At 43.6% G+C, this 25,045-nt stretch carries 20 protein-coding genes and 2 tRNA genes; 4 read left to right on the top strand and 18 right to left on the bottom strand.

Features of this window, described 5'->3' with window-relative positions:
- Window positions 1–152 precede the first annotated feature (152 nt).
- The 3 genes from H6A12_RS11615 to H6A12_RS11625 form a co-directional block, all read right to left on the bottom strand.
- Window positions 153–243, bottom strand: a tRNA-Ser gene (locus H6A12_RS11615).
- A gap of 59 nt (window positions 244–302) precedes the next feature.
- A tRNA-Ser gene (locus H6A12_RS11620) sits at window positions 303–391 on the bottom strand.
- Window positions 392–520: 129 nt separating this feature from the next.
- Window positions 521–1,462 (bottom strand): uroporphyrinogen decarboxylase family protein, encoded by a 942-nt coding sequence (locus tag H6A12_RS11625; protein WP_204448081.1) that lies wholly within the window; start codon window positions 1,460–1,462, stop codon window positions 521–523.
- Window positions 1,463–1,649: 187 nt separating this feature from the next.
- Here H6A12_RS11625 and H6A12_RS11630 point away from each other — a divergent pair, with 187 nt between their 5' ends.
- Entirely contained in the window at window positions 1,650–2,324 is a 675-nt protein-coding gene (locus H6A12_RS11630) for a TIGR00266 family protein (protein ID WP_204448083.1), read from the top strand.
- Window positions 2,325–2,446: 122 nt separating this feature from the next.
- On the opposite strand, the gene H6A12_RS11635 is transcribed toward H6A12_RS11630, so the two are convergent.
- The 13 genes from H6A12_RS11635 to H6A12_RS11695 form a co-directional block, all read right to left on the bottom strand.
- The gene (locus H6A12_RS11635) at window positions 2,447–3,304 is read right to left on the bottom strand and encodes a TPM domain-containing protein (RefSeq protein ID WP_204448085.1); all 858 of its coding nucleotides are present in this window, start codon (window positions 3,302–3,304) and stop codon (window positions 2,447–2,449) included.
- A 10-nt stretch (window positions 3,305–3,314) separates the two neighbouring features.
- Entirely contained in the window at window positions 3,315–4,409 is a 1,095-nt protein-coding gene (locus H6A12_RS11640; protein ID WP_204448088.1) for a hypothetical protein, read from the bottom strand.
- Window positions 4,410–4,448: 39 nt separating this feature from the next.
- The gene (locus H6A12_RS11645) at window positions 4,449–5,768 is read right to left on the bottom strand and encodes an SPFH domain-containing protein (protein WP_204448090.1); all 1,320 of its coding nucleotides are present in this window, start codon (window positions 5,766–5,768) and stop codon (window positions 4,449–4,451) included.
- Window positions 5,769–6,092: 324 nt separating this feature from the next.
- On the bottom strand, window positions 6,093–7,448 hold the full coding sequence (locus tag H6A12_RS11650; RefSeq protein WP_204448092.1) for an alpha-L-fucosidase: 1,356 nt from the start codon (window positions 7,446–7,448) through the stop codon (window positions 6,093–6,095).
- A 126-nt stretch (window positions 7,449–7,574) separates the two neighbouring features.
- The gene (locus H6A12_RS11655; RefSeq protein ID WP_204448095.1) at window positions 7,575–12,398 is read right to left on the bottom strand and encodes a LamG-like jellyroll fold domain-containing protein; all 4,824 of its coding nucleotides are present in this window, start codon (window positions 12,396–12,398) and stop codon (window positions 7,575–7,577) included.
- Window positions 12,399–12,508: 110 nt separating this feature from the next.
- Entirely contained in the window at window positions 12,509–14,002 is a 1,494-nt protein-coding gene (locus H6A12_RS11660; RefSeq protein ID WP_204448097.1) for a GH39 family glycosyl hydrolase, read from the bottom strand.
- Between the two features lie 452 nt (window positions 14,003–14,454).
- Window positions 14,455–15,534: a retron St85 family RNA-directed DNA polymerase gene (locus tag H6A12_RS11665; protein WP_204448105.1), complete on the bottom strand. Its 1,080-nt coding sequence runs from the start codon at window positions 15,532–15,534 to the stop codon at window positions 14,455–14,457.
- A 280-nt stretch (window positions 15,535–15,814) separates the two neighbouring features.
- Window positions 15,815–16,231, bottom strand: a complete 417-nt coding sequence (locus tag H6A12_RS11670; RefSeq protein WP_204448107.1) for a hypothetical protein — start codon at window positions 16,229–16,231, stop codon at window positions 15,815–15,817.
- The gene (locus tag H6A12_RS11675; RefSeq protein WP_204448110.1) at window positions 16,228–16,650 is read right to left on the bottom strand and encodes a hypothetical protein; all 423 of its coding nucleotides are present in this window, start codon (window positions 16,648–16,650) and stop codon (window positions 16,228–16,230) included. Before H6A12_RS11675 ends, H6A12_RS11670 begins: the two co-directional genes overlap by 4 nt.
- Window positions 16,647–17,711 (bottom strand): vWA domain-containing protein, encoded by a 1,065-nt coding sequence (locus tag H6A12_RS11680; RefSeq protein ID WP_204448112.1) that lies wholly within the window; start codon window positions 17,709–17,711, stop codon window positions 16,647–16,649. The genes H6A12_RS11675 and H6A12_RS11680 overlap by 4 nt, the downstream gene beginning before the upstream one ends.
- A complete protein-coding gene (locus H6A12_RS11685; RefSeq protein ID WP_204448114.1) occupies window positions 17,708–18,718 on the bottom strand; it encodes an AAA family ATPase in 1,011 nt (336 codons plus the stop codon). The genes H6A12_RS11680 and H6A12_RS11685 overlap by 4 nt, the downstream gene beginning before the upstream one ends.
- A 265-nt stretch (window positions 18,719–18,983) precedes the next feature.
- Window positions 18,984–20,039, bottom strand: coding sequence for a helix-turn-helix transcriptional regulator (locus H6A12_RS11690; protein WP_204448116.1), 1,056 nt, complete (start codon window positions 20,037–20,039; stop codon window positions 18,984–18,986).
- 72 nt (window positions 20,040–20,111) lie between these two features.
- Window positions 20,112–20,828, bottom strand: coding sequence for a hypothetical protein (locus H6A12_RS11695; RefSeq protein WP_204448118.1), 717 nt, complete (start codon window positions 20,826–20,828; stop codon window positions 20,112–20,114).
- 278 nt (window positions 20,829–21,106) lie between these two features.
- On the opposite strand from H6A12_RS11695, the gene H6A12_RS11700 reads away from it, so the two are divergent.
- Together H6A12_RS11700 and H6A12_RS11705 are read left to right on the top strand one after the other, a co-directional pair.
- Window positions 21,107–21,886 (top strand): hypothetical protein, encoded by a 780-nt coding sequence (locus H6A12_RS11700; protein WP_204448121.1) that lies wholly within the window; start codon window positions 21,107–21,109, stop codon window positions 21,884–21,886.
- Window positions 21,886–22,683, top strand: a complete 798-nt coding sequence (locus H6A12_RS11705; RefSeq protein WP_204448123.1) for an agmatine deiminase family protein — start codon at window positions 21,886–21,888, stop codon at window positions 22,681–22,683. The genes H6A12_RS11700 and H6A12_RS11705 overlap by 1 nt, the downstream gene beginning before the upstream one ends.
- Window positions 22,684–22,741: 58 nt before the next feature.
- On the opposite strand, the gene H6A12_RS11710 is transcribed toward H6A12_RS11705, so the two are convergent.
- Both H6A12_RS11710 and H6A12_RS11715 read right to left on the bottom strand, forming a co-directional pair.
- Window positions 22,742–23,749, bottom strand: coding sequence for a DMT family transporter (locus H6A12_RS11710; protein ID WP_204448125.1), 1,008 nt, complete (start codon window positions 23,747–23,749; stop codon window positions 22,742–22,744).
- Window positions 23,750–23,898: 149 nt separating this feature from the next.
- A complete protein-coding gene (locus H6A12_RS11715) occupies window positions 23,899–24,315 on the bottom strand; it encodes a hypothetical protein (protein WP_204448127.1) in 417 nt (138 codons plus the stop codon).
- A 213-nt stretch (window positions 24,316–24,528) separates the two neighbouring features.
- Here H6A12_RS11715 and H6A12_RS11720 point away from each other — a divergent pair, with 213 nt between their 5' ends.
- Window positions 24,529–24,933, top strand: a complete 405-nt coding sequence (locus tag H6A12_RS11720; RefSeq protein WP_196854496.1) for a helix-turn-helix domain-containing protein — start codon at window positions 24,529–24,531, stop codon at window positions 24,931–24,933.
- The last annotated feature ends 112 nt before the right edge of the window (window positions 24,934–25,045 follow it).

Consider the following 25,045-nt stretch of genomic DNA (forward strand, 5'->3'; position numbering starts at 1 on the left):
TTTTTGCTATTTGTGGGTTCAAGTCCTGTCAGTATAGGATTTTTGCCGTTTGGCATCTATAGAATCTATGCTGAAAAACTTGCCCTGAAAATGCCGAAAAGCCTTGATATATCAAGGCTTTTCGTTTGGGCATCTTTTTTAGTGCCCTCTTATGGCGGAGAAGGGGAGACTCGAACTCCCGCGCCGGTTACCCGACCTACGCCCTTAGCAGGGGCGCCTCGTCACCAACTTGAGTACTTCTCCATTCGTGACGTCGTATAAAACGATTCAATTTTTTCACCGAAATCGGAATTCGGCCAAAATGGCGGAGAAGGTGGGATTCGAACCCACGGTCCCTTGCGAGATCACCGGTTTTCAAGACCGGCTCCTTAAACCACTCGGACACCTCTCCGAATCTTCTTGTGAAAGCTTATTTATAATACCATACAAAATTTCATTTGTCAATATCTTTTTTATGATTTTAAAAACAAAAGCAGCACCCTGAAACAGCGTGCTGCTTTTTTATTTTAATTGAGAAAATTTATCGGTAAGATACAGCCATGCGAATACGGTCATACGAGGTATCCGAAGGAATCGAACAATCTGCGCCGATCATATATCCGCTCGGTCCATTCATTTCACACAGACGGCGAATTTCCGCCTGAACTTCCTCATCTGTGCCACGATACAAAATGCCGTCGGGCGTATTATCAAAACCACCGAGAATACACCGGACATTTTCAAAAAAGGCCCGTCCTTCACGCAATCCCATCTTTTCAACATAAACAGCCCAGTTTACTGCAGCTGCACGATAGTCTTTCCAGTTTTCAAGATTATTCTGCTCCCCTGCCCATCCGCAGCAGTGCAAAATATTCAAATCCCCCAATGTATTCGCATAGTCAAGCGCCGCTTTATCCGACGGTGTAATCAGCCGCCGATATTCATCCACGGAAAAACGGCTTTTCTCGCCGCCCTGCACGCTGTAGTAAATGCCGTCTACCCCCGCATCAAACAGCGCTTTCATGAACATTTGCGTATCTTCTGTAATGACATCTAATGCATGAAGCACCGCATCGGGATCTTCTTTGATCATTTGCATAACACGCGCATCACCATATCCGGAACGAATCGAGGAAAACGGTGCAAATACCGTGTAATACACCAATGCGTCTTTTTTCACTGCCTTCGCAATCTCTCTTGCACGTACAATCTGTTCCGCATAAAACGGATGATCTGTTCCGAGTGGTTTTAATCGGTACCAGTCCGCAGGTGTGTGAATCTCCATTGATGCCGCATAATCAAAATAATGATCACTCATGATTTTCATGATATCACAGCCGCATTGGTTAAAATAGTCGATATGTGCATCAATTGCCGACTGTCCGAATGTACGTTCTCCGGTAAAATGGAACCAGAATGCCGCCGGAATCCGATCCGGCGTTTCTCCATGGAGCGCCGCCATCACACGATCTCTTTTGTTCATTTTTCTTCTCCCTTTCTATGCGAAATTGATCCGCTTTGCTATCCTTACGATAGCACCGCAAAATAAAAAAGTCAATCATTTTTGATGTTGCAAATACGAATTTTTTATTGAAAAGTATCGAAAAACTATGATACAATAAACTCATCACAACACTTACTCAATAGGTATTTTAGAGGAGGTCATACATATGCAGTATGAAATTTCAGGTGGTTCCTTTCCGATCGTTACGTGTCATCTGCAAAACGGCGAGTCTATGATTACAGAAAGCGGCTCCATGGTATGGATGTCACCCAACATCAATATGCAAACTTCCGGCGGCGGCTTTGGAAATATTTTTTCGCGTGCATTTTCGGGAGAAAATCTGTTTCAGAATATTTATACCGCGCAGGGTGACGCCATGATCACATTCGGCTCAAGCTTTCCGGGCCGTATTATGCCCATTCAAATTCGTCCGGGATGCGATATGATTCTGCAAAAGAAATCATTTCTCGCTTCTGAATCGGGCGTACAGCTGTCGGTTCATTTCAACAGAAAAATCGGTGTCGGATTCTTCGGCGGCGAAGGATTCATCATGCAGCGGCTGTCCGGCAATGGTATGGCATTTGCTGAAATTGACGGCGAACTTGTAGAATATGTATTGGCACCGGGACAACAGATTCTTGTGGATACCGGCAATGTTGCCGGATTCGAACCGAGTGTTTCGATCGATATCCAGCAGGTTTCGGGCGTAAAAAACATTTTCTTCGGCGGTGAAGGACTGTTTCTCACCGTTTTGACAGGTCCGGGAAAAGTCTGGCTTCAGACCATGCCGATTTCCGGCGTTGCAGCTGCTTTGCGGCCGTTCTTCCCGCAGTCAAACTAACCCTGTACGTTTCACTGTAATTTGATGCATGAAATCCCCCCATACGCAAAAAGGTGGTATCCGTATCATGGATACCACCCTTTTTTATGTGTAATCTGTCGCCTAGACAACAACTGTACCGCTCAGTATTTTCCTCCTCCGCCGCCATGGGTTGCACCCGAAGAACTTCTGTGCGTACTGCTGCCGCCCGAACTTGAACTTCCCTGAGGCTTTGCCCGCCGGCTGACATGCCGGTACAAAAAGATATCATTGTGTTGTGTGACCTGCATACTTCCCGGACGGACGTAATCATTTGCCGCCGGCTGAAGCCGTACGGAACGAAGCTGCTGCCGCATTCCGCCGACAATCAAAGCAGCAATCACACAGCCGATTCCAATACAGACCAGAATACTCCACAGCGGCAGCGGTGCGCGCGGAAGTGTACCGACATCAAACGGCTGGCTGGTTTTCGCCTGTGTAATAAACCGATCGCACTGCTGTGCAAACATCATGTATGCATCTGCATTCTCTCCGTCTGCAAGCAGCGGTGTGATCTGCTTTCCGATATAATCGATTCCGGCATCCGTAAACGCTGTGATGCCTGCACCGCGCGTGGAAATCCACCAATCACGATACTGCGGGCTGTGCAACAAAAGCACGCCGCTTCTGCTGCTTCCCTGTCCATAGCCGTTATAATCAAAATAGTCATCCGCAAAATCCTGCGCAGACTTTCCGCCTAAACTGTATGCCGTGACGACAACGACATCCATTCCCTGCCGTTCACTGATTTCATCCAATGCAGAAAGCAGCTGTTGTTCTTCTGCCTCTGTCAGCAGATCTGCTTCATCCATCAGCCGCCGATATGTATCATTTCCGGTCATTTCCTGTACTTGTGTGATTTCTTCATCCAATGCGGAACTTTCCGCTGCAGGTACCGGCACTCCGGCAAACAAACAGCAAGCCAGCACAAGGCAAAAAGCGATCCATCGTTTTTTCATCATGCAGCCTCCTTCATAATATACCAAGCAGCCACAAAAGCCACGCGCCGCCATATGCAACAGCAGAACAAATCCCTGCCAATCCAAAAAACCACCGGGTAGCCGCTTTTTTGTCCACAGGCAAATTGCCCACAAACTTTCCGGTTTGACCGTTCATAGCAAACGTATACATCTGACCGTTCCATGTTGTGTGCAAAAGCCACACCGGATACAGTGCATATGATGATCTTCCGTTTGAAAGATGAATATTGCTCGACTCCGGAACGGCTGTGGCATATCCGGTCACCGTATTTGCAAATGCGCGCTCTGTTGAATGCTTGATGCGTTCATTGGCTCTTCCGCTGCTCTGCTGTGCATCCACATCGTATTTATCCGCCAGATATCCTGCCAAATACGCGGTCTGAAAGTCCACAGCACCGCGAAAATCATATGGTTCAAGCGATTCCATCAAATCATCCGCCATCTTGGTAGAACCATCCACCGGAACACGGTCAAATCCGATTCTGCCACCGCGAAGCACTGAAAAATAGCTCGTTTCTGTGTAAATATACCGTGCGTCACTATAAGACCGTACACGCGTTGCACGATAACGGATATTTGCCTGCACATCTGTGTCAAACAGCCAAAACGGGACATAGATTCCTTTGATTTCATCAATGTGCGCTTCCTCCTTGAACACTTTCGGCAGCAGCCGTTTTTTGAGCAGATGCCGTTTAAACGCCTCTTTTGCCGCCGTTTTGTCAAGCTGAAACGGAATCACACAGTCAGGACGCAGCATACCGGAAAACTGCTTCATCACTACAACAGGATTATCGCAGTACGGACACATGGTTGCCGCCATTGTTTCGTCACCGATAATTTCACCGCCACACGACTCGCAGATATATGTCCGAAGTCCGTCCGTTTCTCCTTCGCTCCATTTACTGCCCGCAGCAGTTTCCCACTGCATATCATCCTCTGTATCGTTTTTGAGCTCTGCATCATATTCCTTGAGTGTCTCCATCTCAAATTCCGTATCACAATACGGACACTTCATCTTCTGCAGCGCACTGTCAAATTGAATGGCACCGCCGCAGCATGGGCACTTATATTCCTGCAAATCCGCCATATACAATATTCACTCCTCTCTGCATCAAAGCAGCCTTTATTACTGCTGATCTGCTTCATCAAACGGGTCGCCGCATTCCGGACAGAATTTCGGCGGATGATGCGGGTCCTCCGGTTTCCAGCCGCACTTATCACACTGGTAAAGCGGCATTCCTGCCGGCTTTTTCGCACCGCAGTTTGAACAGAATTTTCCCTTGTTTACATTTCCGCATGCACAAACCCAGCCTTCGTCCGTCGGTTTCTTCGCACCGCATTCCGGACAGAAATTTCCTGTAGAGGTTGCACCGCAGCTGCATTTCCAAGCATTTGCCGGTGCAGAAGCCGGAGCCGGAGCAGCCGCGGGCGCTGGCTGCTGTCCCATCGCAAACAATCCCTGCGGATTGGCGCCTCCTGCATTCATTGCCATGCCCATGCCCATAAATCCGGTCATTGCACCCGCTGTATTTTCTGCCGCTTTGTTCATTGCGCTCACCTGACCGCCAACCAAATGTGCCGCTGCAAAGTTCGGATTCGACAGCATCATATTTTCTTCCCACTGTGTGATTTTCTGACGCTGTTCCTCAGGAACCGAAACAGAATTGAGTGCCATCGAAAAGACTTCAATGCCTCTCTTTTCGCGCCACTCAGAGGACAGGATATCGCGAAGCGCTGCGACAATCTCCGTGGTATGGCCGGGGATTTCATAATACATGACGCGCTGTGCCGCAATACGTGCCAGCGCCGGCTGCAGCGCAGTCATCAACTCGCCTTTGAGCATCGAGTCAATCTCGGAACGTTCGAATACGTTGGCAACATTTCCGCAGACATTGGTATAAAACAACAGTGGATTCACAATTTTATACGAATACACACCGTTGCAGCGCAAATCCACCGACAAATTCATACCGGTATTTTCGTCTACAACCACGCGGAACGGAATCGGATTTGCCGTACCGAATTTATTGTCACCGATTTCCTTCAGGTTAAAGTAGTATACACGCTGATCTTTGCCGGTATCACCGCCATAGGTGAACCGTTTTCCGATGGTCATAAAGGTAGAGATGATGCTCTCACCGAGATTTCCGGCAAAAATGCTCGGCTCTGTTGACGAATCATAGATAAACTCGCCCGGTTCTGCGCAAACCTCAACCACTTTGCCCTGCTCGACAATAATCATACACTGACCGTCTGCCACCGCGATCGCAGAACCGTTTGAAATAATATTATCGCTCGCTTTCGTATTAGAAGAACGATTTCCGATTCGTTTTTTTCCTTTTACAACAAGTACTTCTTTATCAATGGCTTCACAGTAGAAAAACTCTTTCCATTGGTCTGCCAAAACGCCGCCTAATGCGCCGATTCCTGCTTTAATAAGTCCCATTTATAACATACTCCTTTCCATCTTGCCTGTATTCCGTCTTTATGATTCTTTCTGAAATACAGTCAATGTTTTCAAAAAGGCAGGTTTATTCCTGCTCTGTTAATACAAGTCTACATAAATATACGACAAAACGCAATACGCAAATACTCTTTTTTGTGTTGATTTTTGCTTTCTTTTATTTTAGAGTGTTTTTCACCGAACGCCAAGCTGATTCTTTCTCATCGTTGAAATTCTCTTTACTGCCGGCACGGTTGATTCTCTTTATACAAAAGCAAACAGCATACAAAGTTTTTCTTTGTATGCTGTTTGCTTTTATTATGATGTCTAACCTTTTTTCAGCGTAAATACATAAGCACTGCTGGTTGGAACATTGTCAGGAACATGCACGGTAAGAGTTGTTCCGTCACAAGTGAACGGCAGACTCTCCCCGCGGAATGATACGCATAAAACCGGAGCAAACACCGTAAACACAAGATGATCTGGAAGGGTGTTATGTCCATCCTGTGGCAGATAAATGGCGTAAATTTCATCTTGCTTTGATGTATACGCGATATTTTGATCCCGATATGGTACAACCGGGCGCGTTCCGTAAATCGCATATCCGTTTTCCTTAAGCCACTCTCCAATCTCACGAATAATCGGAATCGTATTCTGCGGCAGTTTCCCATCGGGACGCGGGCCAATATTCAGCACAAGGTTTCCGCCTTTTGCCACAATATCGCACAGCATATGAATCACCGTCTTGGCACTTTTATATTCATCATCAAAGCGATAAGAAAAACTGGTGCCCAATGTGATACAGCTTTCCCATGGAACTGAAATTGCTCGATCGGGAACAGTCTGCTCCGGTGTGATGAAATTCTCATTTTCACCGCCCACAGTTCTGTCTGCGACCATCAACCACGGCTGGATTTTACGCGCTTCTTTGACGATTTCGGAAAGATGAATATCCTGATGATTCTGCGGACACACCTGCCCGCCATCCAACCACAAACACTCGATCCTTCCGTATCCCCGAATAAGTTCAAGAATCTGATTTCTGGTAAACGCACAGAATTTCTCCCACAATTCAGGATGCTCTTTCGTATCATAACTCGGATTTCGTGTCATATATTCGTCTTTTGCAAACCCTTTGGCCCAATAATATTCGCTGTGCCAGTCCGGTTTTGAAAAGTAAGCGTGAACGTTCAGTCCCTTCTCTCTGCATGCATCAAACAGTGCGCGGCAGACATCTGCATGTTTATGATGATGAAACGGGCAGTCTGGTGAGGTGATTTTATACGCCGAATAATTGGTATCCCACATACAGAATCCATCATGATGCTTCGTTGTGAGCAGCACATATCGAAATCCGCCGTCAACCGCCAGCTGCGCCCACTCCTCCGGACAAAACCGCACCGGATTAAACGTTTTGATCAAATCCCAGTACTGCTGTTTAAACTCAGACATCGGTGTATCCCGGTCAATCTCTTTCCAAGCCCAGCTTTGGTCCGCATCAACAAGCGGCCAGCTTTCGATGATTCCCCACTGAGAATAATGTCCCCAGTGCATCATCAGGCCGAACTTTTCGTCCTGAAATGTTTGCAGTGATTTTAAAACTTCCGGATCAGATGGTGCAACATACTGTTCTTCCTCGCTGCACGGATGATTATACTGTGCATTAAATTCCTCCAAATTCATAAAACAACCTCCTTTTGATTCAGAGTATATCTAAAATTGATTGAAAACGCAATTTATTCAAAGAAAAAACGGCGGAACATGCCGCCGCTTTTTCTTTTATGGTTAAGGAAGAGAATGAAAAGAAGCTTATCTGATTACTCGTTTGCGAATCAAATACGTGATACCTGCCATAAGCAAGCATGCTGCCAGCGGCAGAGTAAACGGAATTGTATCTGACGTATCCGGTACCGGTGGTTTATCCGGATTCTCTGTGCCTTTATCCAACAAAACAAGATTGTTGATCGCCTGTTCGAGTGCTTCTGCCGCAGCATCAATTTCAGCCTGCTGTGCGTTTTCGTCCTCATACACAGCAATCGCCGCTGCCAATGCATCTTTGAGTACATCTGCACTCTCTTTTGTATATTCAGACAAATCAAGCGACTGTGCCAGCTCAATCAGATTTTTAAGTTCCGTTTTGTCAACGGCAATAACAACTTTTTCAAATTCCGCCGAGATGACAACACCCTCGGCCGGCATTGTAAAGCTGGTTCCCTCAATCGGCTGACCATTGACCATCAGCGTTTCTTCTTTGAGTGTGTAACCCTCATCCGGTGTGACGGTGAGGTTCACCGTTTCTCCGGCTTTCGCTGATCCGCGATCCGCTTTCACAGTTCCGTTTGGTGTTTCCTCCACAGAAATTGCATAATACTGCTCATCCGACAGGGAAACGGTTACGCTTGCCGATTTGGTTGGATCTGCTGCCGATTTTACAATGACAGTCAGTGTATCTGCTGTTTCATCTTTTGCCACAGTCAATAAACCATTCGGTGTGATCGTTGTTCCGACCGTTCCGCCTTTGACCTCCCACAAAACGGTATCTACCGGATCGTCTCCTTTGACTTTTGCCTTGAACTGATAGTTGTCGCCTCTTGTCACAGTGGTGGTTTCCGGTGTAATCGTAACCTCAGTCACACCTGCATCCACATGGATGATTGTTTTTGCATAATTTGTACCATCCACTTTGGAAACTGCTTTTACCACAAGCTGTGTCGATGTTTCTTTTTCCGAAATGGTCAGCTTGCCGTTTTCGTCAATTGTTGTGTCCGAAACGCCGCCTTTTACGCTCCATTTCACATCGACATTTGCATCGAGCGAAATTTCTTCGCCGCGCTCTGCCTCTGTTTTGTCTGCTGTGATCACAACATCATCTGCATGAACTGCGTCCTCTTCTTCAAAGAAGAACAAGTCGCCTTGACCGCCGCCGATTGTGATGGTATAGGTATAGGTATTACCATCTACGTGTGTAAGTTCGACTTTCTCAGTCTTTCCGGTATCCCGGTTGACTTTGTACAGATTGTTTGCCAGCGAAGCGCTCGGGAGTTCAAAGGTAACAGTGATTTCCTGTGCGGTTTCTTCACTTGTGCCATGTTCCAGTGCCCATTGCCAATCGCGATTACCAGCACCCAGTGTCAAAAGATTGACGATCATAAAATATTTCGGATTTTCACAGGAGAAGAACTGTTCTTCCTCCGGAATCGCATCGAAATAGCCAATCAATACATCGCCCGGCAGTCCGTCGTTTGTATCGCCTGTATTTTCCGCTTTAATATCTTTAATATAATAGGTGAGGTTTTCAGAAAACGCCGGTGTATACTGCGGTGCACTGATCGAATTCTTCAGCGGCGCACCATTTACCATATGCTGACCGGAGAGCACACTGACACCGGAGCTTCTTAAATGAAGCAGATGCTGCTCAAGGTTGCCGATCTGTTTAAACGTATTTGCACCATACTCATACATTTTTGTCGGATTACCGTCTTCATCAAAGAAATGACCGCCGTCATATCCGCCCTGCGTATAGAATGTAAACAAGTTGAGCCACTTGCCGCCCATTGCAACGGTTGTAAATGGCATTGCTGCTGTTGTGGACTCTGTTCTGTATGTACCGTCAATCTCCGCTGCATTGACATGCTGGCCAAATGCAATCGGCTCTCGACCGGTGCCATCCCAACCTTCCATTGCAAGTGTCCGATAATATCCGGTGTTGCTTAATAGTCTGGCTGCTGCATCCCAATCCGGGCCGCTGTCATATGCATAATGATCAAATGTAATGAAATCCGGACGGGCGGTCTGAATATAATGCCGCATCTGCGATTCTGACCACTGATATCCCCACTGGTTTGTGCTCACCAATACATCCGGATATTTGTTTCGAGTCAGATCAAACCATTCAGAAATACCGTCTACAAGTCCATCCGAATAGCCTTCCTCGTCACCGATTGTTGCAAAATAAAGCGTATCGGTATGCGGTTTCTGATCTTCTCTTAAATATCCGTTTTCCCATTGTTCTTCGGTCGGACCATCTGCGATAATCGTTCCGCCAAGGCCCGGCATGATTCCGTTGAACATCGGAACTTTTGTAATGCCCCAAAGAGAATTTGCCATCGGACCGGACATCAGACCTTCGTCATAGGTATTGTGTTCCTCAAAGAACACCGGCGCATTCAGTCCCATTCCCATGAATTGATCTGTTGCAATGTACGCATTTGCGCGATCGCGATTGCCGATGTCTTCACCAAGCGGATGATCCGGACGTTTCCATGTGTAGTTCCATGCACCCATCGGAAGCGTATCCCGTTCAATCATAATCCGCTCCGCACGGCTTACCTCAGCAAACTGATTTTTTACAAGCGTCATTGCCAACAGTTTTACTTCAGATGATTCTGGAAGAGTAATGCTCTTGACGACTTTTTCAGACGAAATCTCGATATTCGCACTGGAAATGCCTGTTTCAGACAACGTGAAATCATATTCATCCACTGTGCGGTCAACATAGTTGACAGTTACTTTTCCGCTGCCGCCTGTACCCAAAATCCGCAGCGAATCGTACACGCCCTCAAATCCGGTCAATTCCTGTCCATTGCAGGATACTGCATTGTTCTCCTGATCGGAAACCGTAAATCTTGCGCCGTCATAGACATGATTTTCTGCTGTAAATGTTTCGTCTAATTCATACGATGCATCAAATGCCTCACTCAAATCGACTGTTTTTCCGTTCAAAGGCGTATTGCACAAAGAACGAATTTCCTCTTCACTCAGCGCATTCGCATAAATCGAAAGCTCGTCAATCATTCCTTTAAAATAAGATGTTTGATCTGCAGCACAGCCTAACTGGTAAATATCTCCGTCTTTCCATGCCGTTTTAATTACAGTACTTGCTTCTTTGTTTCCGTTTACATAAAGCGCCATCTCGCCGTTATCGGTGAGTGTCAGTGTCACAAAGTACCATGTGTTTGACTGAACCTTTGTTGTACCTGCTACAAATTTTCCCTGCGGCGCCTGAACGTCATCGCCGTCATACACCTGTGCTTCAAATACGCCATTGCGAATCCGAATCATATGAGAATATGCCGCCGGATTTCCTTCAATCGTCTTCAAGAAGATGGTCTGATCTTTGTTCGATTCCGGTTTTACCCACATCGAAGCAGCAAAACCTGTTCCATTGACAGATGTTTCTGCCGGAATTTTTGCAAATCCACTCGTTCCGTCAAAATAAAGTCCGTTATCAAACAATGCCGGTTTAAAATCAGCTCCGTTATATGTGGTTCCGTCATTGCCGAAGCCAGACCAATCTGCAATGTTCTGATCGTATTTTTCATTGAATTTGAAAAGGCCAAGCAGCTTGCTTTCAGAAATCTCAAAGCAATCGATTTTCACATCCACAGTATTCTCGTCATTTTTAATTGTGAGAACATTGTCTTTGCCAGCTTCCAGCGAAATATTGGTTGTCAGGCTGCGATATCCGTTTGACGATGCGTCAAAGAAAAGCGTTGCAGCCTTTTCCCCATTGATATAAAGTGATTTTGTTGTACTGCTCTGTGACTGATAGAAAACAGTCAGTCCAAACATTCCGCCGTTACCGCCGTTTACATGCGATTCTGTCAGATATGCACCGCTTGCGGATAAATTCTCAACATATGCGCCTTCAGATGCCTGTGCATCGGATGCAATACGTGCGCCTCGACCAAGATCGCAATATTCAGCCTCATAACGCGGGCCATCCCCGTTTGTAATTTTTCCTACCACATATGCGGAAAACTTATCAATATTGATTCCTGTTTCTTTTTCGTCTACGCCGTCCTCGCGCTGAATGCGAATGGTATTGTTGTATCCGCGGTTGAGCGTCACAGGAACCTTCAGTTCTCCATACGTATCCCATCCACCTGTGGAGGGGAACTCTATCACACTACGTTCACCGTTTACATAGAGCACCTGTTTTGAAACATCATTATCTGTCGCATACCGAATAATCAGCTCATATTCACCGCCTTCGGCACCGCCGTCAAATCCCGGAATCTCACAGTAAGCACCGATCTTATGCATATCACCGACTGCATTGCCGCTGACTTTTGCACCGCCGCCCAAAATTCCGTTTTCTGCTTCGTACTCAACCAAACGTTCTCCGTCATGCTCCATATCCTTCGGAGAAATTATAAAATAGTCAAAATTTAATCCATATGGGTTTTCCTCAGGACCGTTGTCAATTCGGATGGTATTTTCTGCGCCGGGTTTCAGCGAAACAGTCACTTCCATATCGCCGTATGTCTGCCACAGCATATTATCTGTCGGCAAAAATTCGATGTCTTCAACATATTCCCCGTTGACATAAAGTGCTTTGAAGACGTCCGGCATACCAGTTGAATAGCTGATTGTGAACGTAAATTCTCCGCCTTCTGCACCGCCATCAACGTTGTTGAGCTGTACATATGCACCCGCTTTGTGCATGCCTTCTACAATCGTTCCATTCACTGTAACAACGCCCAGTTCGCAGTCCTCTGCTTCAAATACGACTGCATCACCCGACGCACCGGCTGCAAATACGGAAAGCGGGAATGACATAAGTACTAACAGCATCGCCAGAACGACTGCTACGATTCTTTTTCCGCTTTTTTGCTTATTCCACTTTTGCATAACAATTACCTCCTTGCTTTCTATTTTTTAATTGACCGCTTTTCATCAAAATAAAATGTATTCGTTCCTCCTCCCACTAAATAATAGAATATCATTCTCACCGACTTAGCTTATTCCACCGGTGTGAATTCCAGTAATGTGACACCATGCGGTTTGATCTTAACAGAAATCGTTTCCGATGCATCCACATGGGAAATCTGTGCGTCAAGTTCGGATTTTCCTTTTAAAATTCGCAGTTCCTCTGCGTCCGGCGTCTCTGGTGCACCACTTTTGACCCAGCTGTCATAGACCGAGCCATGCGCCTGATCAAATGAATACGAAATCATACGCATCTGTCCTGTTTGGTTTTTAAAACAAATTTCCATTGTTTCATCGTCTTTTTCCAAAAAGGCACCATATCGATCCAACTGAGAGATACACGTCGGATCGCCGTTTGCATAAACGTCGTTATAATGACAGTAATTCCACAAAAGCACTTGTATCCGATCTTCTTTACGTGTGACAATATAATTTTCACCGCGGTCGAGCAGTGTATCACCAAGGCGTGACAAAAACCAGAATCCATGGTACGACGGCTTTTTAAGTCCCTGCACGGTAAGCATTCCGAATCCGCCGTGAAAAACCGATTGTCCAAGGCTTTCCTCTTCAAAAATATCGGTAAACGTCCAGAACCCGAGCATATCCACCATGCCAATCGTTTTCACAAAGTTCTGTACAATAAACGGCGCCATGAAAGCGGTGTCATGCACCAGATCCCGGCAATTCGGCGATGAGTTCCACTCCGTAATATAAATTTCCGCATCGCGATAACGCGTTTCCCGGATTGCATTATTCAGCCACACAAACGAATCGTATGTTCCGTTTTCATCCTTATAGCATGGACGTCCGTAACAATAGAGCGGATAAGAATTCGGGTATGGATGCGTTGAAACAAAATCAACCGGAAGATCTTTTTCCTCACAGAATGCTAAAAACTCCTTAATCCATGGACATTCTACTGTGTCAGAGCTCGATGTAGCCGGACCGCCGACACGCAGTTTCGCATCAACGCGCTTGATTGCGCGCGCTGTGATTTCATAGAGCGCAAAATAGTCTTCTTGTGTGCCAGACCAAAACGGTGTGATATTCGCTTCATTCCACACTTCAAAATACCATTTTTCTACTTCACTGCGTCCGTATCGCGCCATACAGTGACGGATAAATGCAGTGATGAGTGCTTCCCACTTTTCATGAACCGGCGGCGTCACATTTCCTTTCCACCAGAAAATCGTTTGCTCGCCCGTACGCATTGCCGTCGGTGTAAATCCAAGTTCCATAATCGGGCGCAATCCGATTTCCAAAAGAAAATCCAAAAGATCATCCGCATACTGCCAGTTATACTGCGGATTCCCGTTTTCGTCCTCACGATAAATCATCATTTCATCGTTGAAAATCCCATGAAAACGAATATAGGAAAATCCAATTTCTTTTTGAACTTGCCGAAGCTGCTTACGCCACGGCGCATACAACCCTTCGTGTGCGCGACCTGCTGTAATCAGCCGGTTCCAATGCGGCTTGAACGTTTTTCCTGCAGTCTCTTGATCAATTAGAATTTTCTGTTTCATATCCTGTTCCTCTCTTTATTCACGGTATAGAAACCGGTTTCTATTTGTCTGCAAAGAAAACCCGTACGCAATAAACGTCGGATATCTCTTTTCTTTACTCTATCTTTTATCCCCAGTTGGAAACCGGTTTCTAATACATTCCAAAGAAAACCCCGTCAATGAACATTTCATTGTTTTCGGGGGAATCGATTCGTTTCCTGATGCGTTTGGAAACCGGTTTCTGTTGTTTTTATATTACCATAGTATTATCGAAAAATCTATCCGCAAAGATTCACAATTTTTCTCTCTTGTTTTCATCACATTGCACAAATATAAAAATGAGCCCATACAAGTTGTCAAACTCATAGGGCTTAAAAACAATTTTATTACCGAGCCATGCAAGCAGATATTATTTGGTATACTTCCTTGACTTTGATCCAGAAAACTGCACGCTCAAAAACCTCTCATCTTACCTATCTTCTCCACAACTCCATTTCTCCTTGTAAAAACGATGACGATTTTAATTTAATCATTGCATTTTGAAACCAATTGTTTTCAGGCTCGATTTGCAGTACAAATCCAATCTGTCCAAGTAAATGATTATAGTATTTTTGGACATTTGGCCGCGCATCCATAAAAAACTCTGTTTTACCCAAACGAACAATCTGTTCTACTAAGCCAAACTTCAGCGTATAATATATTTCCTGCCGAAGCTTCCGCTTATAATGAATAGGCACAGATAGTTTTTCATTGACTGTAATTCCTGTTACACTCTGTCTGCTGGTGTTTAAAATAAAATGCGTTTTCTTCTCATTCAGTTCAAATCCCATTTCTCCAAGTATTGTTTTTACTTTTTGATAAACGCCAAATAGGGGTCTATCGGACGAAAACGTCATATCATCACAATAACGAGTATAAGCAATGGCACGCGCTTCACACCAACTGCCGATATAATTGTCAAAATGGCACATCACAATATTGGAAAGTGCCGGTGAAGTAGGAGCGCCCTGCGGTAAAACCTCTTTTCTGCAGCAAAGCATCGTAAGCAGTACACCAATCTGCTTTGGAAAATACTTTGTATGAAATGCCGCACTGTAAACTTGCTCAAAAGAAATACTTCCGAAAAAATCTGTGATATCAAGCTTTAATACATATCGCTTGCCAATATGCGCAGCGGCATTATCAATAAGTGTTCCACCCATTCGATAGGCTTTGGCATATTGGGATATCGGTAATTTGGAAAGGATTTTATCAAGAATTGTTTTTTGAATGCGTTTTAATATATCATTCGGTGCATAAATCTGTCTGTATGTTCCGCTTTTCTTTTTAAGTGAAATCGGACGGTAACAAGTATCGCAGTTTTTTATCAGATCAAAAAAATCTTTTCTGCCGATTTTCAAAAACTCCGCCAGCTGATCGGCATCATACACAAACGGAAGCGTGCACACCGTTTTATAATTCATCACCATTTCGGCAGCATCCAAAACACCGAATTTTTCAACGAAAGCCATATCACTCTGTTCAAAAATTATGCGATTCTTCTTGATCAGCATTATTTTCACCTCAAATAAAATAGGTTCTTTGCAGTACAAAATATCCTGATATAAGCGAAAACGAATCTTTTATTAACGCAGTTAATCGGTATTCGTTGAAGCGTTATCAGGTAGGCGCTTTTCGTCAGCGAAAAGGCGTCACTCAGTTTCATCACCAAAGCAGCGACTCGCTGCCCTTTCTTAAAGAATGCTTTAAGATGTACACTACTGCAAAGAACCAAATTTTATATTTTCATTATACGTTCTGTCGATTGAAAAAGCAATTTAAGTTTTCAAATTTTTATTCATTATATTTTTCATCAGTTAAGATGATATTTTGAATCCATGCTTCTACCTCTGATTTCAGCCTCATGCGTTCTTTTGCAAAGGGAAATGCGATATCAGGGATCTTTTTCATACCGCTAAGCGTAATTATTAAAATTTCCAATTCCAAATATAAAATCTCCATGAGATTTTTAAGACCATATTCCGCGTACACAGTCTGAAACAATGGAAAAACATCTGCTTCTGCTTCAATCAGCATTGAAAACTGTAAAAAACAATTCGCGTCGTTCCGATATCTATTGATATAACGCATGCATTCAGTAAAGTAGTATTCAATCACTGGTCGCCCGCACCAAGTCTGATTTACATCTATATCAGAAGCAAGGCTTGCTCGAAATGCATCCAAATCTTTTATTGCACCAAGTTTTTTCATTCTACACTCTCCATTTCGTCCAGCTGATTGGACAATGTCCGCAGTTCGGTTTGAAGTTCCCGCAGTGCACCGGAATACCAACGATCTTGCAGAATCAATGCTTTCGCCTGTCGACTGCTTAATAAAATCGATAACAGCTTCAGCCGCAAAACGATATATCTTGAAAGATCAAAAAAATTATCATAATCTCCAGGACTTCCGTACACAATTGTGGTGACATCTGCACCAGCCATGACCAATGCCTGATATTTTTTCAGTAGGGTTTTGTGCTGATCGTTTTTTAGTTCGTGAATGTGCATCAGTTCTCGAAAAATAAACTGTACCAAAGGATAGCCTTTCCAAGTGCTGTTGACATCTGCACCACCGGCGATTCCAAGAACAAACGCATCAAACGATTCTATACTTCCAAGTTTCCTCAAAAAATCACCTCCTGTTTTCTCCCGAAACTTTCGGGCATTGCCCAAATTGTTGGTTTGGGCTCCTTATTCGGAAATGACAAATAGCCATCTGTCAGGACAATAATACAATCAAAATCTTTTTCACATGCTTGTTGATAGGATATTGTCAGATCTGTTCCGCCAGTCATCGTTCGACGATACGCTTTTACCGGAACAGCGTGCAGTTGTGTATTGTCGGCAAACCCAGAGGCATATACCAAAGCAAACTGCGACATTTTATAAAGTTCTCCCAAAAACTGTTCATATAAATCATCATCGATACTGCCGCTTTCATCTACCAGCACGCAAATTTTGGACTGCGGTTTTGCAGAAAAAACATCTTCACAAATCCCAAATTCATCAAATTCATAGGAAAGATAATCCATATCATCGCCAACCGCACTTTTCACCATGCTTTGCAAAACACTTTGCCAATTCGCCTTTGCAGCTTGTGCCATAAACTGCTTGGTCAAAGGACTATTTCCGTTTCCTTGCATTGCAAGCCGTCGCGCATCTTCGATTGCTTCCAAGGTAGAGTCATCTTTACAGCAGCTGCTTCCGTCCGCATTGTGCTCCAGCAAATCATTGCTGAAATCAGAGTCGTACTGATCGCCGAATTCATTGTACCGCACGGCTTTTCCATGGCGTTTTCCGGAAGACTTCAAATCATTTTTTTGCAGCAGTCGATTATAAATGGCTTCTGCCGTATCCTGTTCACCGCTCAATGCACCGGAGGGAAGGATGTATCCGGAACGTTTTATCTGATCGTTGATGGTCATGTCACAAGCAATATTCCAAAGCATATGATGTCTGGCACCCTTTCGTGCTGCATGGCGGTTTACAATATGGAGCATTTCATGGATTTGTACGCCAAGCTGTTCTTCTTGACTTAAGCTCTTCCAAAAAACCGGATTATAATAAAGTGTTTTTCCATCCGGTGTAACACCCGCAGTCGAAATACGTTTTGTTTCGATGACATTCCGAAGATTCAGCACGACAGGAGCAAGCCACGGTTCGCGCCAAATCAATTGAAAGAAATTCATTTTACATACATCCCCATTTTTTTTGCAGCAGAATTCAAAACATGCAGACAAGTTTGACTGGAAAGCAGTTTTTCAGCTAAAAGTTCGATCGCATATTTTGCAAAAAGGATCTCGCATTCCGCACTTTGTTCTGCAATCCATTGGTATACGATAGGGAAACATGTTGTTACCTGCGCGTTCTCGCTCAACGCTGCTGCCAACACCACAGTAAATGATGCCAAATGTACGGAGGATACTCTTTTTGCCCGACCCTCCACGATCTCTTCGATGGTTGGGCATAACGTACTGTCCTTATAAAACGCACAAAACTTCCGCTCATTTGCGCCGCGGATCGTTCCATGCGCCGCCTCCTGATAAGGAATGCCCAATGCGATCGCAGCAGACAAATTCGCCCATTCTCTCGGACAAGCAGTGCCGGTAGCAGGTTTTTCAAGCAATGCATCAGGATTTGCATAAATAAATGCTCGTATTTTGGCATTGATATTATTTTTTTCTGCCCAGATCAACCATTCTGTCGCTGAAACTTCATAATCTACAGTAAACACACGCGTTTTTGAAGCATACACCATTTCACGCGCTCCTGTTTCATCCTCCACACGATTTCCCGCACCGAATACATATAACCCCGGTCGATTGTCGCTGAGCCGATAATCAAAAGATTGGCCACGCAGTCTCCGCTCATGAAACGGAGAATAGGCAAGCTGCTGTAAGGCATCCGGCGCATTCGTATATTCGTCAAAGAACAAAATAGTGGGAAGGTCTTTTTGTTTATTCTCATCTATTCGCTGCAGCCACCAAGCGCGTGCTTTTTTCAAATGACCGGAATGCGGACAAATGTAATCTTTTCCTTCAAAACTGCTCGGCGTTTCTGTCGATAAGCGAATATCAATCAGATCCGCACCGATATCTTGTGCAAATTGCGTGACTGCCGCCGTTTTCCCAATTCCGGGTGCACCAAATAACATCACCGGAACGCTTGCTGCCAGCTGAAATATTTTTTGATCCATAAAGCATCGTCCTTTCTGTTTGCATACGCTGGAAGACCATTCTGTCATATTTACTTTTACCACATACCATGTACCAAAAAACGGAGATCATCGCAGCAATCACGCGATCTTGCTTTTTGACTGTAAGATCATATGCGGCTTTGCGTATATTTTATATGAGTTATGCTTCACAGCGATTCAATGCTTTGATGAACAAATATACAAAAATACACCGCCTATGATTTTAAATCATAGGCGGTGCGCTTTTATCACAATCCATTATTTTTTATTCCGCATACGTCTGTACAATGGTTTGAATATCTTGTTTGATTCCATCTACCAGTGACCGCGGAGACAATACCTTTACATACAGCGCATATTGAAGCGCCCATTTCCGCATTGCCGCAAGATTCACATGTACTCTCGCAGTGATCTCATCCTCCGTTTCATCAAAAAAGTCAACTTCTTTTCCAAACCAGTCAACAACATCGCTGAGCAGACGTTTTTTTACCCGAAATGTCACGACGCCGCTCTCTCCGGCAAACATATAAATATGTTCCGCCATGTGTTTTGGCAAATCAAATCCGTTTTGCAGTCCTCGCACCTGTCGTGCGGGCTTTGCGGGCGTGTCCAGCAGTCGGATTTCTGTAATCCGATCCAACCGATAGTTTGCAACATCGTCGTATCTGTCATAATTACAAATCAAATAATATCTGCCGTTTGCCGCTGCGATCTGATAGGGATTGATGATATATTCCCGATTTTCTCCGGTACTGTTTTTCCGCGGGTGCAGTTTAAAATCGGTTCCGTAATCGTTATACATAAACGCGACCTGCCGACCTTTGCTGATTGCTTCATCCAGCACTTCAATGGTGTAAAACAGCTGCTTATTTTCCGGCGCCATATCCGGCATCAGCTGAATATGCTTTATATGCGGTTTAAAATACTGATTGGAGAGCCCTTCGATCTTTTCGATCAGGTTTTTACATTGGCTATAGGGAATGTGTTTTGAAAACAGCAGACTGTCGATCATCAGGCGAAGTTCACTGTCTGTAAAATCGCGCACCAGATAAAAATCTGATAAAATATAGCTTTCTTCCAACTGTCCGGTTTTCGAATTTCGCATCATTCTGACGGATTCGCTGTATTCGATTTCATAACCAAAATCAATCAGATCCATCAAATTACGCTTGACTGCTTTGCGGTCGACGGTCATATTGTATTCGGATTTTAACAGATCTACGATGTCTTTTTGACTGAGTCTGTGATTTTCATCCGTATACTTTTTTAGAATCTCTAAAATATTAACGATCAGCAGCTTTTTGGGCTGTATTGTGTACATCCTGATCACCTCATAACCTATTGTCTATCATATCTGCGTATACAACAAAGAATCTCTTTTTAAGGCGACATATCAATCTGTTATCGTTTGACGCAGAAGGTTCAAAAACTTTTCCTCATAATCTTTCGGCCGTCTTCTCCAGTTCGGATGATATGTAAATATATGATGTCTGCCGTCAACAACATACTTCGCCATTTTTTCGGTTTTCCATTCCGAATGATCGCTTAGACCTTTCGGATACAACTTGTTACATACATCCGGCAGTTCCTGCTGAAGAGAATATCCATACCATCCAAAATAAATGACATGTGTAGGATTCAATATCTCGATTTCTTTTGACAATATTGAAATATTGTGCAGCCTTTCCCGCTCCCGTTTGCTCAGTGTGCATTTTTGTGTACCGGAATGATGGATCTTATCCAGATTCGTCCAAACAATGGAATGGGAAATACCTTCAAACAACCGATCAATTTCCTGCACGCGGCGCCAAAAACGGCTTCCATTCTTTTTGTATCGTTTCGTGCGATCTTCGCCGTTCAACTGTGCCGATAAATACCCCTGAATCCACTCCTGCACTTTTTCGATAGGAAGATCGTATTGCTTTTTTCCGCGGCCCTCTTCTCCCACAATGAGTATACGATACGTACTTTCATACCAATGATCTGGAATATTCAGATAATACGGATATGAAAATGCTTTTGTACGCAGCAGCGGACAGAGTGTTTGTTCCCACAACCAATAGACTTGCAACAACTTCTGCCGTTGTTCTTCGAGATATGTTTTGCACATTGATCTTCACTCCTATCCTGAATAATATCAATTATTATACTGCAAATTCAGCTTACTGTCAGTAATGATCATATAATTTTTGTATATGTTTACAGCATACACGTTGCCGTGTCCTAAAAAACGAACATGCCTTCACATAGAATGAAGATAGGGTTAAAAGTCAAAGAATCGAAAAGCTTTTTTGTTGAAAAGTCTTTTTGTTTATGATATACTATCTATACCAATAATATAATTATATTTTTATATAAATTAAACAATAGATAAAAGGAGAATATACAATGAAAAAACTAGAAAGCATGATCAAGGAATTGGAAGAAATACTTCAAAACAATTCACACAAAAACGATGTTATCATCCAGCTATTACAAAAAATTGGCGCAGAGCTGCTAACCAATTACGAAATCCGGGTAAATGATCTAACAATTGAACTATTACGTGTAGAGCCATATTTGTATCAAGAAGGTTCTTTCGAAGACAAGTTTATTCATTTGGAAGATGATGTCTATGGAAAACATCAGCGAAACCGTCGGGGTAAATTATATATTCATAAAGGTTTTTCTGGAGTAGATATCGTTTTATCAACCGATGATCGTTATGCGTTTTCGTTTTTGATTAAAAACTCACGTGCTTTAATAAATAACCAAATTGTTGTTCCATTTTTGAAACAGTATGGTATAGCGGAAATATTAAAAAAACACGGTATTCCACTTGATTACAATGAATGCGTTCTATACCAAAAAGAAAAGCCGATTGACTGCATTGTATTTAAAACAGTCAGAAACGGACTATCTAAGATTGCCGAACGTTCTGATTTCACAAAACAGGAGCAGGCTAAATACAGCCATTTACTCATTTCTTCATTTATTGAACTAAAAGAGCATACTTCCCGTCAATATAACTTTGAAACCGGATATGGCGGAGATAAAGCAGTTGTTATTTACTTAAAAGAATATAAGGTGCTTCATCCTGAAGTGAGTATCGCTGAATTGGATGAAATGCGTAAAAAAATATATCCTAACGGCAGTAAAACAGAATTCAAAAAAGAATTTGGTGAATAATGCTTTACTTTTCCTCTCTTTTAAATGACACGCCAAAGTATTTGAGTGATGCGAAGAATCTATTCTCTGCATTATCGACGCATGGGGAACTCTTCGGTTTTCTTCATCAAACAAAAGATATCTGGTCAAGAGATTACATGCCCGTAAAAACACGATCCGGAACACATATTTCTTTTCGGTATGAACCAAGCTATGCAATGGATACGCCGCAGCGATGTACCGATTACCGGAGAGATATTTCTTCGCAATTTGAGCTTTCGGTGATATATTCAGATATCAATCTTGATGGCGGAAATGTCGTATTTTCGCCGTCAAAAGAAAAAGCAATCATCAGCGATCGGATTTTTTTAGAAAACAGCAATTGGAAAAGATCCGTATTAACAGCAAAACTATCTGAACTTTTAGAAGCGGAAATCATTATCATCGAATCTCTGAAATCAGATTTGACTGGGCACGCTGACGGAATGGTACGCTTTTTATCCGAAGACACTGTTCTAATCAACAAAACAGAATGGAAAAACGGATTAGAGCAGCGACAAGCGCGCTGCCTTTCACAGCATGGATTTCATGTGATTGAATTTCCGTATGATCAATGTGGAACTGAAAATGCAAAAGGGTGTTATCTAAACTATATCGAAACATCACGTTATATTTTTCTTCCAATATTCGATATCGAAAGCGACACCAATGCACAAAATACGGCAGTTCGAATTTTTCAAAAAAAGATCGTTCCGGTTGAATTGCATGCGATCCCCAAAGAAGGTGGTGTATTAAACTGTATCAGCTGGGAACTTTAAAACTGTGACTAGCAAAAAGAAATCCGTCCCTTATTTCTGCGAATCCCTATCATTCCGCTCATCCATGCAGCGCTTGGTTGGATGCATGTCTGTGATGATGGCGGTTCGTATGCCACAAATGCGTGTGCAGATGCTCGTGCGTAACGGTAGATACATCGTTTCCGCAGGCGATTGTGTGTGTATGGACATGTTCATGGGAAACAGCAAGCGTGTCGAGCACAATGATCAAAGAACCGGCAAGCATGATGACCAGCGCCAGCAGATAATTCGGTGTGAATGGTTCTTTGAGAAAGAGAAACGATAACAATGCCCCCACAAACGGTGCAATCGCATAATATGCGCTTGTTTTTGCAGCGCCGATGACACTTTGTGCTTTAATGTAAAAGAAAATGCTCAATCCATAAGCGACAAATCCTAATACAAGCGCGCACCCGCCGAGCGAAACGGCAGGAAGCGGTTCATGAAGCACTCTCGCAACGAGAAATGAACCGATACCGGAAAAAACACCTTTTAACATCACAATCTGATAGGTGTTTTTGGAGGAGATTTTTCTCGTACAGTTGTTTTCAAGACCCCAGCACAGTGCCGCCAACAGCACAAACAGGGAGCCAAACGAAAACGACAGGCTTGAAAGATCTTCAAACGACAAAATCGCACTCGACAGCGTCACCAGAACGATTGCAATCCACAGTCGTTTCGAAATCATCTCTTTAAAGATAAAGAGCGTGATCAGTGAAGTCGCAACAATTTCAAAGTTATTAAGCAGCGAGGCGTTTGCCGATGTGGTAAACGAAAGACCGCACATCAAAAAAATCGGTGCAATGATATCAAGGACGATCATTCCGAGTGTATAAGGAAGATCCTGTCGGCTGAGATTTTCGCCACCATTTTTTCGGTTGAATAAAAACAGAATGCCAATCCCGATACCGGCGCCCAAATACAGCAAGGCTGCCATTGTAGTTGGTGCAATATGCTGAAGCAGAACCTTGGAAGCCGGCATATTGATGGCATAAAATACAGCTGCTGCGATTGCAGAGAAAATGGCAAACATTTTTTGTTTTTTCATATGCTACTCTATCCTTTCAAGGAATCAAAACAAACTATCATCTAAGTGCAAAAACAGATCCGACAAATAGCCGGATCTGTTTTTTAGTTATGATTATTTATCAAGCGATTTCATTGTGGGGACGAAAGCAACCATCTTTTCAATCTCTCCTAAACCTCCTTATATCTCATAACAGGTCTATACCGAAACGCTGTCAGGTAGCTTTTTGATATGATTTCGTGGTACAGCCTGCCGTTGTTATGGTAGCCATATATTTTCGCCATAGCGGTATCAATCAGATCAACCATCCACTTGTTTTCAAACAAGGCGCTGATACGGCTCTCAAACTCCTGCTTCTCGGTATCCGGCGCAAACAGCTCCAAATAAACAAGGGCGCTGTTCAGTTCTTCTCCGTAATATGCCAGCTCCTCATTCACACAGGCAGATTCGCTCAGCGTAATCCAGACCACATCACGGTATACGCTGAGAAGCAGTTTTGTTTTCGAGAATATATCTGATTGATTCAAATTAAGCTGCTCATACATTTTCCGAATGCTTTTCGCAGCGAGTGTATCTTTCCGTCCCATCTGTTCGCCTCAATCCTTAAAACGGGTATCATTTGTTGGTAGATAAAAGTTCAAGCTAATTTGCTGAACTCCCTTGACAAAACACGCAAGTTCAGGTATTATATATACGCAACTTACTTGCGTATTGACATTATACGAAATTTACTTGCGCTTGTCAATATAGATACGCAAGATATTTTCAAATCAGGTGGGATAATTTGGAGGTCAGATGAAATGAAATTCTGTGAGAAAGTAAAAGAAGCCCGCACGAAGGCAGGCTTAAAGCAAGATGAGTTTGCAAAAGCAATCGGCGTTTCTCTGCGGACAGTATCGAATTATGAGGCTGGCACCCGCTACCCGAAAAAAAGGGAAACCTATTATAAGATGGCGGAAGTCCTGAAGGTCGATGTCAACTATCTGCTTACCGATGACGAGGAATTTCTGCTGAACGCTGAATCCAAATACGGAAGCAAAGGCGCAAGACAGGCAAAGGAGCTTATGGCAGAGGTTACGGGGCTTTTTGCAGGCGGCGAGCTTGCAGATGAGGATTTGGACGAGATGATGAAAGGCATTCAGGAAGCGTACTGGATCGCCAAAGAGAAGAATAAAAAGTACACTCCCAAAAAATACCGGAAATAACGCTTGATATGATACCTAAAAAGTAGACATTAAAATATAGGACACCTTGATGTATAATAAAAGAGTCAAGGAGTTGAAGAAAAATGGGAAAATACCAGTTTAGTTACGAAGA

The sequence above is a fragment of the Merdimmobilis hominis genome, assembly GCF_016901855.1.
Lineage (GTDB): Bacteria > Bacillota > Clostridia > Oscillospirales > Ruminococcaceae > Paludihabitans.